The organism is Maribacter sp. C-4077 (assembly GCF_055378385.1).
The window spans coordinates 2,735,578-2,748,590 of sequence record NZ_AP038807.1; the positions used below are offsets into that span (position 1 = coordinate 2,735,578).

The 13,013-nt window shown below is 44.5% G+C and carries 10 protein-coding genes; 8 read left to right on the plus strand and 2 right to left on the minus strand.

Annotated features, from left to right (window positions below):
• Positions 1-98: 98 nt before the first annotated feature.
• The 3 genes from ACZ41C_RS11750 to ACZ41C_RS11760 are packed head-to-tail and all read left to right on the plus strand — an operon-like array spanning position 99 to position 3,287.
• Complete coding sequence (locus tag ACZ41C_RS11750; RefSeq protein ID WP_138257432.1) at positions 99-1,160, plus strand: pyridoxal-phosphate dependent enzyme; 1,062 nt, start codon at positions 99-101, stop codon at positions 1,158-1,160.
• A gap of 7 nt (positions 1,161-1,167) precedes the next feature.
• Positions 1,168-2,232, plus strand: a complete 1,065-nt coding sequence (locus tag ACZ41C_RS11755) for a DUF1611 domain-containing protein (RefSeq protein ID WP_464561589.1) — start codon at positions 1,168-1,170, stop codon at positions 2,230-2,232.
• Positions 2,229-3,287, plus strand: coding sequence for a mandelate racemase/muconate lactonizing enzyme family protein (locus ACZ41C_RS11760; protein ID WP_464561591.1), 1,059 nt, complete (start codon positions 2,229-2,231; stop codon positions 3,285-3,287). The genes ACZ41C_RS11755 and ACZ41C_RS11760 overlap by 4 nt, the downstream gene beginning before the upstream one ends.
• A 12-nt stretch (positions 3,288-3,299) precedes the next feature.
• Here the strand turns inward: ACZ41C_RS11760 and ACZ41C_RS11765 are convergent, their stop codons facing one another.
• The gene (locus ACZ41C_RS11765) at positions 3,300-3,983 is read right to left on the minus strand and encodes a cell division ATP-binding protein FtsE (RefSeq protein WP_138257435.1); all 684 of its coding nucleotides are present in this window, start codon (positions 3,981-3,983) and stop codon (positions 3,300-3,302) included.
• Between the two features lie 157 nt (positions 3,984-4,140).
• On the opposite strand from ACZ41C_RS11765, the gene ACZ41C_RS11770 reads away from it, so the two are divergent.
• The 3 genes from ACZ41C_RS11770 (at position 4,141) to ACZ41C_RS11780 (ending at position 10,115) form a co-directional block, all read left to right on the plus strand.
• Positions 4,141-7,164, plus strand: coding sequence for a tetratricopeptide repeat protein (locus ACZ41C_RS11770; RefSeq protein WP_464561594.1), 3,024 nt, complete (start codon positions 4,141-4,143; stop codon positions 7,162-7,164).
• 23 nt (positions 7,165-7,187) lie between these two features.
• A complete protein-coding gene (locus tag ACZ41C_RS11775) occupies positions 7,188-8,942 on the plus strand; it encodes a TonB-dependent receptor (RefSeq protein WP_464561596.1) in 1,755 nt (584 codons plus the stop codon).
• A 180-nt stretch (positions 8,943-9,122) separates the two neighbouring features.
• Positions 9,123-10,115: an OmpA family protein gene (locus ACZ41C_RS11780; protein WP_464561598.1), complete on the plus strand. Its 993-nt coding sequence runs from the start codon at positions 9,123-9,125 to the stop codon at positions 10,113-10,115.
• Here the strand turns inward: ACZ41C_RS11780 and ACZ41C_RS11785 are convergent.
• Complete coding sequence (locus ACZ41C_RS11785; protein WP_464561600.1) at positions 10,109-10,897, minus strand: NIPSNAP family protein; 789 nt, start codon at positions 10,895-10,897, stop codon at positions 10,109-10,111. The two genes, ACZ41C_RS11780 and ACZ41C_RS11785, sit on opposite strands and share 7 nt — an antisense overlap.
• 104 nt (positions 10,898-11,001) lie before the next feature.
• Here ACZ41C_RS11785 and ACZ41C_RS11790 point away from each other — a divergent pair, with 104 nt between their 5' ends.
• On the plus strand, positions 11,002-11,949 hold the full coding sequence (locus tag ACZ41C_RS11790; protein ID WP_464561602.1) for a DUF6807 family protein: 948 nt from the start codon (positions 11,002-11,004) through the stop codon (positions 11,947-11,949).
• Between the two features lie 296 nt (positions 11,950-12,245).
• On the plus strand, positions 12,246-13,001 hold the full coding sequence (locus tag ACZ41C_RS11795) for an NYN domain-containing protein (protein WP_138257439.1): 756 nt from the start codon (positions 12,246-12,248) through the stop codon (positions 12,999-13,001).
• Positions 13,002-13,013 lie beyond the last annotated feature (12 nt).

Genomic DNA, 13,013 nt, shown 5'->3' on the forward strand with positions numbered 1-13,013 from the left:
TGGTTTAGAGGTAGATGGATATTTTTAAAAAATCATCTTTTTGGGGCAATTCGATCTTCGAATTTGGATTATATTCATTCCAATTATTTAGATAAGAGATGGATCTGAAGGATGGTGTAAAAACCTCGGAAAATAAAGTTTCATCAGAGGCTCGTAAATTGAGTGCCTTTGTTCGTGACCGTTCCAAATCGCTCGTAGATCGATTGGAGTGTTATGAGGATATAATCAGTCTGGAGATAGGGGATACGGGGCTCAGCAGGGCAAAAACCTTGGAGAGGGAGTTTGACCTTAGGCAACTTTACATCAAATATGAGGGCGATAATCCAACGGGAACCCAAAAGGATCGGATAGCCTTTGCGCAGTTGTACGATGCCCTCAGAAGGGAATACGATACCGTCTCCTTGGCCACCTGTGGCAATTACGGCGTTGCCGTGGCCCTTGCGGCGAATTTGGCCGGGGTACGCTGTAAAATATACATTCCGGAAACCTATCATACCGATCGCATCACGGAGATGGAGCAGCTGAATGCGGAAATCATCAGATTGCCGGGAAGTTATGAGGACGTGGTTATGGAAAGTTCCAAACTTGCCGAAAAGAACGACTGGTACGATGCCAATCCTGGAGGTTCTAATACGCCTTTGCAAATTACCGCGTATTCACAATTGGCCTTGGAAATTTTTGAGGATTTGGGTGACGCTCCCAAATATTGCGCGGTTCCCGTATCGAATGGGACGCTCATTGCAGGTATTTTCAGGGGCTTTGTAACGTTATATAAACGAGGGAAGACTTCTAGGATTCCCAAAATGATAGCGGCTTCCTCTGCCAATAAAAACCCCATAGTGTATTCATTTTTACAAGGAATGGATCATTGTAAAGATTTAAAACCGGATATGATAAAGGAAACCAAACTCAACGAACCTTTGATAAATTGGCATAGCTTTGACGGTGAAGAGGCACTTTATGCCATAAAGGAGTCCAACGGAGAGGCTTTTAACATAAGTGATAAGAAATTGCGTGATATGACTACCCTTTTGAACAAAAAGGAGGGGTACAAGGTTCTACCTGCCGCGACCGCCGGATTGATAGCCCTATTGGAACTTAATGAAAGAATGAATTTTGATGCGGACCGTTTTGTGGCCGTACTCACTGCAAAAAACTGATTTTGATATGAAGAGAATAATAGATGGAAAGGCCTTGGTTTATTGCCAGGGCGCCTTTAATACGCCAAATGGAAAAACGGCACACGGATTGGTGAGGTTTACGGAACGCTATGAGATTTTAGGGGTGCTGGATTCTAATTATGCCGGGCAGGATGCTGGACACGTGTTGGATGGCAGACCTAACGGAATACCCATTTTTAGGGATTTGCAGGAAGCCATTGCAAATCTGGATGTTACTCCGGAATATTTGGTGGTTGGATTGGCCCCGGATGGTGGCCGATTACCAGTAGAGGCGAAAGGAAGTATAAAATTGGCCCTGGAGCAAGGGATGAACGTCGATAGTGGTCTGCACGATTTTTTAACAAATGATTCCGAGTTGGTTGCGCTTGCCAAAGAAAAGAATGTAACCATTCGGGATATACGAAAGACCCCGGACAGGGATAAACTGCATTTTTTTACGGGCGATATCGAAAAGGTGGATTGTCTTAAATTGGCCATTTTAGGAACGGATTCCGCTTTGGGAAAACGGACCACCGCTTGGATATTGGTACATGCGCTCCGCGAAGCGGGAAAAAAGGCCGAAATGATCGGAACGGGCCAGACCGCTTGGATGCAGGGAGCCAAATACAGTATGGTCATGGATAGTTGTATCAATGATTTTGTTTCCGGGGAAATAGAATATGCGGTGGTCAGTGCCTGGAAAAATGAACATCCGGATGTTATAGTCATTGAAGGACAAGGGAGTTTAATGAATCCCGCGTACCCCGGTGGTTTTGAAATTTTGGCAGCCGGCCGGCCGGATTATGTCATTCTGCAACATGCTCCCAAAAGACTGGAGTACGACGGATTTCCAGGATACCGTCTTCATTCCTTGGAAGAGCAGATCAACGCAATACAGGTAATTTCTGGAAGGGAGGTCATTGCCATTACGGTAAACCATGAAGGAATGGAAAAGAATGAAATACCAGAGGTCTGTAAACGTATCACATTGGAAACAAAGTTACCGTCGTTCGATGTATTGGAGTACGGCGCGAAGGAATTGGTAGACTTGGTAAGGGGTAAATTACAATGAAGATTACCAAGGTTAGCTATGAGCGATTGGACCTGGAACTTGCAGTTTCCTATACCATTGCCTACCAAAGGATTGATGCGACCACCAATTTCATACTAAAACTAGAAACCGATGGCAATTGGGTAGGTTATGGATGTTCCGTACCAGATATGGAGGTAACCCATGAAACTCCTGAGGACGTTCAAAATGCCTTGGACTCTATCATCATACCGTACCTAAAAAACAAAGATCCGTTTACCTTCGCCCTAATACTTTCCGAATTACGAACACTTTTAGGTAAAAAATCGAGTTGCTTGGCCATGGTAGATCTTGCACTATATGACTTAGTGTCCAAAAAGGCTCAGGTTCCATTGTTCAAGTTTTTGGGAGGCTATAGGTCGAGCATACCCACCAGTATAACCATTGGAATCCTGAATATGGGGGAGACCGTTCGACAGGCCTACGAATATACGGCTATGGGCTTCTCGATCCTAAAAATTAAGGGCGGCTTAAATCTCGAGGAGGATATCGCCAAGATGATCCGCTTACATGAGGCATTCCCCCATGTTAAGTTTCGGTTTGACGGTAATCAGGGGTACACCGTACAGGAGTCCATCGCCTTCGTAAGGGCAACGTCGACCATTGGCATCGAAATTTTTGAGCAACCTACCAAACAGGAATCGGACGAACACTTAGGGGAGGTCACCGGGCACGTGGATATTCCCGTTATGGCCGATGAAAGCCTAAAAACCTTGACCGATGCTTTTCGGTTGGCGCAGAATGAACGGGTGGATATGGTGAACATCAAACTTCAAAAAGTAGGCGGAATTCTTACCGCCAACCATATCAGTTCTGTTGCAAAGGCGGCCAAATTGGAGACCATGGTAGGATGTATCGATGAATGCGGATTGGGTATTTCGGCCGGACTGCATTTCGCCCTATCAAGACCTAATATTGTATATGCCGATCTGGATGGCCATCTAGACTTGGTGGGGGATCCTTTTAAAAATATTTTTCGGTTGGAAAAGGGCGTTCTTTATCCAACCGAAAGGTATGGATTGGGATATTCGGAATAATTCACGGAAAGATTAGACCGCCTTTTGGACCACTTCAAAAACTTTATTCGCGTCGCACTTTATGGTCTTTGAAGGATATTTGAGAATCAGTGCATAATCATGGGTCGCCATCAAGATGGTGCGTCCAGATTTGTTGATTTCTTGAAGTACCTTCATTACTTCCACGCTGGTTTGGGGGTCAAGGTTTCCGGTAGGTTCATCCGCCAAAATGAGTTCTGGGTCGTTCAAAAGTGCCCTGGCAATGGCAACGCGCTGCTGTTCCCCGCCCGATAGCTCATGCGGAAACTTGAAGCCTTTGGTCTTCATGCCAACCTTCTCCAAAACCTCCACCACCCGGGCGTCCATTTTGGCCTGGTCCTTCCACCCGGTTGCCTTTAGAACGAACAGCATGTTTTGGTTTATGTTCCGATCCGGCAGGAGCTTAAAGTCCTGAAAAACGATTCCCAGTTTTCTCCGTAGGAAAGGAATATCATTTTCCTTAAGTGTCTTTAAGTTAAAATCCACGATTTTCCCCTCTCCTTTTTGCAAAGGAAGGTCTCCATAAAGGGTTTTCATAAAACTACTTTTGCCACTGCCTGTCTTCCCGATGAGGTATACGAACTCCCCTTTTGCTACATGGATATTTACTTCGCTTAGCACCAGACTTTCCTTTTGGAAAATGGATGCATTCTTTAACTCTAAAACCGTCTCTTCCATAAATGCTCTGTTAATATAAAAGTAATAAGTTCCTTTTGATAACGGCGTACCCTAAAACAAATTCTTTTCTTTTGTAGGCACAACCCACATACTTAGGTACAATATTTGCCGTTATCCTTTGTGATACTTCGGTAATTCAAAATAGTAATAGAACACTATGTTTCATAAAATCACCGCTTTTCTTCCATTGGCCATGGGAGTTATTTGGATGGGAACTGCCCAGGAATCCAAAATCTACACACACGAAAACAAGGACTTTCAAGACGCCTTAACGCTTTATAACAATGAACAGTTTCAGGCGGCCCAAACCATATTCGAAAAAGTAAAATCAACGACCAAGGACGAGGAGATTGCCGCCAATAGTGCCTACTATGCGGCCAATGCTGCGGTTCGATTGAACCAGCCCGGCGCAGACCGAATGATGGAGGAGTTCGTTGAAAACTATCCAACATCCACCAAAACAAATTCCGCCTATGCAGATGTAGCGGAATACTATTTTGATACGGGAAAGTATCCATATGCCCTTAAATGGTACAACAGGGTAGATCAAAGCGCCTTGTCGCGGGGCGAAATGGACAAATTCAACTTTAACTACGGATATTCACTCTTTTCCTCAAGTAAGCCAAAGGAAGCGGAGCGCTATTTGGAAAAGGTGACCACGTCCCCGGTATATGGTTCCCAAGCCAAATATTATTTGGGATACATTTCCTATCAACAGGACGACTACGAGACCGCCAATGAGCGCTTCGACCAGATTACGGACCAGAACGTTCTCGAGGAGAAATTGAGTTATTATCAAGCCGATATGAACTTTAAACTTGGTAAGTTCGAGGAAGCGATCGCTTTGGCCAAGAAGCAACTTCCAAAATCGGACAGAACGGAAGTATCGGAGCTCAATAAAATCATCGGGGAGAGTTATTTTAACCTCGGTCAATATGAAAATGCCATCCCTTATTTGAAGGAATACAATGGCAAGCGTGGCAAATGGAACAATACGGATTATTACCAATTGGGATACTGCTATTACAAACAGGGGGACTATGCCAATGCCATTGCCCAGTTCAACAAAATCATTGGCGGTACGAACAGTGTTTCCCAAAATGCCTACTACCATTTGGCGGAGTGCTATTTGAAACAGGACCAAAAACAGGAAGCGTTGAACGCATTTAGGAATGCCTCTCAAATGGATTTTAATCCAGATATAAAGAAGGATGCCTTTCTCAATTATGCGCGATTGAGTTATGAAGTGGGGAATGCCTACGAGCCTGTTCCACAGGTAATAACGAACTATCTGGATGCCTATCCCAACGACGAAAACAAGGAGGAGATGCAGACCTTGTTGGTGGACTCCTTCATTACATCCAAAAATTTTGCCGGGGCGATGGAACTGTTGGAGCGGAACCAAAATTATGCCACCAAGGAAACCTATCAAAAGGTAGCCTACTACCGGGGTCTGGAATTGTACTTGGAAGGGGATTACACTGCGGCATCGGAAGTTTTGGGAAAATCCTTGGGCAGTGCCGTCAATGACTCCTTTAGGGCACGTGCAACGTATTGGAAGGCCGAAGCGGATTATCTGCTGAATCGGTTTGATGCCGCCGCAATAGGGTTCAGGGAATTCAAACAAAACCCTGCTTCCAGAAATGTAAATGAAGGAAATGACGTGGATTATGATTTGGCCTATGCATACTTTAAACAAAAGGACTACGCCAATGCCATTACCTATTTCAGCGCTTTCACAGATGCCCAAAAGGATGATGTTGAGAAGTTGCACGATGGCTATCTGCGATTGGGCGACAGTTATTTTGCGACCAGCAAATACTGGCCGGCCATAGAGACCTACAACAAGGCCTTGGCCTTGACCGGACCTGAAAAGGATTACGCGGCCTATCAAAAGGCCATGAGCTATGGTTTTGTTGATAGGACAGAAAGTAAAATTGAAAACCTCGAGAATTTCGTGGCACAGTACCCAAGGTCAACATTTAAGGACGATGCCCTGTTTGAACTCGGCAATACCTATGTATCCGCAGGGCAGGAGAACAAAGGGCTCCAGGCCTATGACCGATTGATCAATGATTTTAGGGGAAGTTCCCTTGTGCCTCAGGCCCTTATGAGGCAGGGGCTCGTCTTTTACAATTCCGGAAGGAACAATGAGGCGCTGGGCAAGTTCAAAACCGTGGTACGGGATTTTCCCAATACGCAGGAGGCCATTCAGGCAGTTTCCACGGCCAAGTTGGTATATGTGGATTTGGGAAGGGTGGATGAGTACGCCAGTTGGGTAAACGGACTGGATTTTGTGGAAGTGACCGATGCTGAACTGGACAACGCCACTTTTGAATCGGCCCAAAAACAGAATTTGGAGGGCAAGACCGATGCCGCAATTCGCGCCTACAAAAAATACATCCAGGAATTCCCCAACGGACTACATGCCCTAGACGCAAATTTCAGTTTGGCACAGCTCTATTTTGGTGCCGGGGATAAGGATGCCGCTTTGCCTTATTACAAATATGTGGCCGATAAGACTACCAGCGAATATGCGGAGCAGGCCTTGACCAGGGTCTGCGAGGTATACATCGGAAAAGATGAATATGCTACCGCGCTTCCCTATCTTTTGAAATTGGAGGACCAGGCCAACATCCAACAGAACAGGACCTTCGCGCAGTCCAACTTGATGAAAGGATACTACGAGCAAAAGAACTACCCAAAAACCTTGGAGTATGCGGATAAGGTTTTAGCTACCGCTAGTATTGATGACCGTATCAAAAGCGACGCCCAGATAATGATCGCACGCTCCGCTATAGCTACCGGTAACGAATCCAAGGCAAAATCGGCCTACGCACAAGTTTTGACCATTGCATCCGGGGCAACCGCCGCCGAGGCATTGTACTACGATGCCTACTTTAAGAACAAGGAGGGGGATTATGAATCGTCCAACATCTCCGTGCAGAAATTGGCAAAGGATTACGCCACTTATAAAGAGTGGGGCGGAAAAGGGCTGGTCTTGATGGCCAAAAACTTTTACGCTTTGGGCGACTCGTATCAGGCGACCTATATTTTGGACAGTGTGATATCCAATTTTAGTCAATATCCAGAAATTGTTGCCGAAGCCCAAGGAGAATTGGCCATCATAAAATCAAAGGAGTCCCAGCGCAATTCTTCCGTAGATCCAAATCAAGAGTAAACCCGCATAGCAATAGAACACGTATGTACAAAAGCATCAAAATAGGAATAGGATTGGTAATGTTGATGGTGGCCCCATGGGCCATTGCACAAGAAGAAACCGAGGATTTAGGTACGGAAACCGTTACGGTGACCAAGGCCTATACGCCTACGGTCTCAGATGCCTTCAAAATAAAGTCCATGCCCAATCTAAACGATTCCATCGTTTTGCAGAAAAAGAAAATCAACTACAGCATTTTTTCCGTTCCAGTGGCATCCACCTTTACACCATCCAAAGGAACCGCTTCACGGGTGGAACGAATTCCACCGCCGGAACTTTTCAATACCTATGCTTCGGCCGGGGCCGGCAATTATGGGAATGCAACGGCAGAATTCTATACGACCCGCGAAGTAGATCGGGACGCGACTTTCGACTTGGGTTTTAACCACAATTCTTCCAGGGGTGACATAGAAGGCGTTCAGCTCGACAATATTTTTGCCGATAGCCGTTTGGACGCATCCTTTAAAAAGCGGGACCGCGATTTTGATTGGGGTGCCAATGTTGCTTTCCAGCACCAATTATACAATTGGTACGGTCTTCCCTTAGGTGTTTATGATGAAGCTGCCGTTAACGGAATCAACGAACGTCAAAACTATTATATGGGAGAAGTTGGAGGTCACGTAAATGTTGAGGAGTCCTTTTTCAGGCGTTTGGACCTGAAATACAGAAGGTTTTTTGATGCCGTAAAGTCAGGGGAGAATAGGGCCATCTTGAATACGTCCTTTGAGGCCCCGTTAAATGATGAAGTCTTTGCGATAGGTGCTAAAGTGGATTATGTGGCGGGAAATTTTGAAAATGCCAGTGTCAATAGTGCCACCAACGATGAGGGGATTACATATGGCCATCTACAGGTGGGCGTCAGCCCTGGTCTCGTCATGCGAAGGGACGATTTTTCACTAAACTTGGGCGTGAACCTTGTATATGGAATGAACCTGGAGGCCAATGAGGGAAATTTTTATATCTATCCGGCCGTAAAAGCCTCATACCGCTTGTTGGATGAGACCGTCATCGCTTATGGTGGGGTTGAAGGTGAATTACGGCAAAACTCCTACTATGATTTTGTAGAAGAGAATACCTTTGTCTCGCCTACGTTGACCATTGCTCCAACGGATAGTCAGTACAATGCGTACATTGGATTGCGGGGACAGTTGTTACCTAATTTGAGCTACAATATCAAAGGTTCGTACACGGCCGAAAATAATACACCCTTATTCAAGCTAAATCCCCAGAACAATTTTAGGGACGATGAAAAGGGATATTACTTTGGTAACTCCTTTGAGGTATTTTATGACGATATAAAAACCATTGGAATATTTGGGGAGTTGAATGTGGACGTTAATAGGAATTTTACTTTGGGTATCAATGCCGAAGTATATGATTACAATACGGAAACGGACAACCCTGCTTGGAACCTCCCTAATTTAAAAGGCTCCCTGTTCATGGACTACCAGATAGGCGAAAAATGGTTCGCTGGCGCAAATTTGTTTTATGTAGGGGAAAGGGAGGATTTTTCAACGGTGGTGGTGCAAAATGCTCCCATAGCCGATTTTCCTGCAACCTTGATCAATTTGGATAGCTTTTTTGATGCCAATGCCCATTTAGGATATAGGGTAGACAATCAATTATCCATCTTTTTGAAGGCGGCGAACATTGCCAACAACAACTACCAGCGTTGGGCAAATTATCCCGTTCAAGGCTTGCAGGTTTTGGCAGGTGCTACCTATAAGTTCGATTTGTAGAGGGAATCCCATATAAATAACCCCCTTATTTTCTAAATTAGGGGAGTGGTGTGTCCTTTAAATCCATATTGGCGGTGTATCGTTCCAATTTTCGTTCTGATTATCGGGTGGCGCGGGTTGTATGGACAAAATCTTGTTAAAAATCCCAGTTTTGAGGAGTTTGTAAACTGTCCCAAAAAGTTGGGAAATCTTGAGGAGGATTTGGTCCATTGGAACATTCCAACCTTGGGATCCACGGATTACTTCCACGCCTGTAGTCAGGCTATGGGAACCCCTAAAAATTTTAACGGGGAACAACCGGCGGAATTTGGTGATGGTTATGTTGGGCTCTATCTCTATGCCCCGGATGACTACCGGGAATATCTGCAGGCCAGTCTCACCACAACACTTCAAAAAGATAAGCAGTATAGACTTTCATTTTATGTAAGTTTGGCGGAACTGTCAGATTTTGCGATCAAGGAATTCGGGATTCTCTTCTCTGAAAACCCACTAAAGGTAGCAACGAACAAAGTACTTTCCAGGATGCACCTGTCCAAAGTGCCCGGTGATGTTTCAAATTCCTTTGAGATCAGGTATTCCGATTTCTATTCCGATGATGCTGCTTGGGTGAAGGTAGAAAAGGAATTTGTGGCAAACGGAACGGAGAATTATCTGATTATAGGGAATTTCAAGGACAATAAAAGGACGCAGACCTTTAAGACCAAGCGCAGGGCAACAGAGGGTTCGTATTATTATTTGGATATGATCTCTTTGGTGGGTTCCGGGAGCGAATCCAAAGGGGGAAACCGTACGGTAGCAGGAAATTCGCGGCACTATAGTACGAACGAGGTACACAGGTTCAGCAGCCTACTTTTTGAATTTGACAGTTTTGATATATCCAATGATGCCATAGCTGAGTTGATGCGAATCGTATCCTATTTGAATTCAAATCCCACGGTGTCGATTTCGATTATGGGCCATACCGATGCCATTGGGACAGCAGCCTATAACCAATTTCTTTCAAAAAAGAGGGCTTCGGCCGTTGCCCAATTTCTAATGCAACATGGTATAGAAGCCCATAGAATAGATGATGACGGTTTTGGTAGTTCCCGACCGATAGGTACCAACGATACGAGCGAGGGCCGACATGAAAACCGCAGGGTGGAGTTTGTGTTTACGAAAATCGATCAATAATCGGAATAATCGGTAGGATATAAAAGCCAGATATCGGCCTTGTTCACATTGTTTTTGTATTTTTCCTCCCCTATAAGCTCCTGCCACTTATCCGATGCCACAAAAGCTTTCCAAAGGGCGTCCCTTTTTTCCATATTTTCATAGGTGGTCATGTACATGAGGTTGGGCATACGGTCTCCCGAAAGTACTTCGCCATAAAAAACGGCATTGGCATCTAGGCTTTCGAACAATTCAACCTCCTCGCCCTCGTTGAACATGGACACTTTGTTTATGTAAAAGGCCTCGGTAGGGGACTCATAACTTCGAAGTTCATAGACCCTGTCCTTGCGCGGGGACGCTACCGGGCTTGGTTTCATTTTCGGCATTTTTGAGAACGCCCGCATCAAGGTGGAACTGATACGTTCATAGGGAGGGTTGTCATGTGTTGCCGTGATATAGTCCTCACCGGCGGCTAGATGGGTTTTGTCCACGGCCAGGGAAGCTGCCATTTTCACAAATTCGTCCATGGAGGAAAATGGGATAAGCACAAAGATTTTATCGGCCTTGACGAATTTTCCAGGTCGGATTTTAAAAACGCCTATATTCCCAAAGCCCATTCTCTTTAAAGCTGGTAGATAGGCCTTTTCGAGATAATCATCCACCCTTTTTTCCTGGGCCTCGTTCTTAATGGTATATGTTTTCAGTTCGTAGTACTCCTGTTTTTGGTCCTGTGCAAAAACATTTGCAATACTTGTAAAAAAAAGAAAAAGGATAATGCCTATCGATGTAATTTTATTGTTCATTCCCATGCTTTGGTTTGTTAATTTCAGGGTATAAGTTACTAATTCTATTTAGTTTCGATGTAGGTTCCGATAAATTTTGGTAGTTTGGAATCTATATATCAAAGATGTCCAAAAGCGCACCCATTCTTTTCATAGTTTTCGTCTTTTGTTGGGGAAGTATTTTTTCCCAACAAGTGAATCTTCATATATCGGACAAAAATGCTGTATTCCTGGAAGGAAAGGACAGTGTACTCGTCTTTCAAAAAGAGCCAAAATCCTTGAATGGAAGCTATGAAAGGGCCAATTACATACATCCCTTATTTTCTTTGGACGGTGTTTCTATTACAGAAGATTTCCCGGACGACCATTTGCACCATAGGGGGATTTTTTGGGCGTGGCATCAGTTGTATATCAATGGAAAAAGAATAGGGGACGGTTGGGAACTAAAGGATTTTGAATGGAATGTAATCAATACATCCGAAACTGTAGGACGCAATGGGGCAATCACACTAAAAAATCAGGTGTTTTGGGAATCGGACGTGTATCTTGATGAAGATGGTGCCAGAATACCGTTTGTATCGGAAACAAATTGGATAACCGTCTATCCCAGAAAAGGCAATTATAGGTTGGTGGATATTAAGATTCAACTGTATCCGTTGTTCGATTCTATTTCTATTGGTGGCTCAGAGGATGAAAAGGGATATGGCGGATTTTCGGCCCGGGTACAATTATCGGGGGATGTGATGTTTAAGGATTCTGAAGGAAAAATAATTCCGGAAAACACGCCGGTTCCAGGTGTGAACTGGATAAACATCCTTAGCAGGGTAGGTAAAGACAAAACACCGTATGGTTTAACGATCATTCCTTCAAAGGACAATCCCGGTCATCCAAATCCGTGGATTCTACGAACCAAGGAGAGCATGCAGAACGCAGTGTATCCATTTCCTGGGGCCCACCCCGTACCCTTATCGCGAGAAAGCCCCCTTGTTTTGAAATATAGGTTGGTCGTTCACGATGGTTTTATTCAAAATGAAACCCTTTTCACTATACAGGAAGAATATTTTAATCAATAGATTTCCCCCGATGGCTTGACTCGAATGTCTCGTGAGGATGGTCAGTTTCCTAAAAAAAGAGTCAAGAACATGGAGCCAAGACAGGTAAATGTCTAATCTCTTGGTTCTTGTAGCCTGCCCTTGCCCTTCAGTCGGGCGCAGCGGTCTTGGGTCCGATACGCATACGAATTGCCAAACCTCTCCGCGTTTAGACGTCCCTCTAGGCGGTTCATTATATATGAATAGTCTTACAATTTATTACCCGACCGATGTTCAAACAGCGGGAAAACCCTGTAACTTTACACAAAACAACACAAATGGACTTAAACTTGGCCGTGCTTATCGATGGTGATAATATACCCGCCGGGTATGTTAAGGAAATGATGGAGGAAATCGCGAAATATGGCAATCCTACCATTAAGCGTATATATGGGGATTGGACCAACCCAAGATTGGGAAAATGGAAAAACCTGCTTTTGGAAAATGCCATTACGCCAGTACAACAGTACGGATATACACAAGGTAAAAATGCTACGGATTCTGCCATGATCATCGATGCCATGGATATTTTGTATTCCGGGAAAGTGAACGGTTTTTGTTTGGTAAGCAGTGACAGCGATTTTACACGATTGGCCACCCGTCTTCGGGAAGCCGGTATGCAGGTTTTTGGTATCGGGGAGCGAAAGACCCCCAATCCATTCATTGTAGCTTGTGACCGCTTTATCTATCTGGAAATACTCAAGAGTCAGTCGGAGGATACCACCTCGGCCAAAAACAGTTCAAAAACGGAAAAGAGCAATATTGACAAAATTACACCTAAGGACCTTCGGTTCATAGCGACAACGATTGATGATGTTGCGGACGATGACGGTTGGGCATTCTTGGGAGATGTTGGAAGTTTGCTCCAGAAAAAGCAGCCAAATTTTGATTCAAGAAACTATGGCTTTCAAAAGCTGACCCCTTTGATCAACTCCATACCACATTTTGAAATTGAGCGGCGTGAGGATTCCAAGGGTAGGAACAAGCTCATTTATGTGCGGATAAAGGAAAAGAAACATAAAAAATCGAAATAGAGCTATAGCATC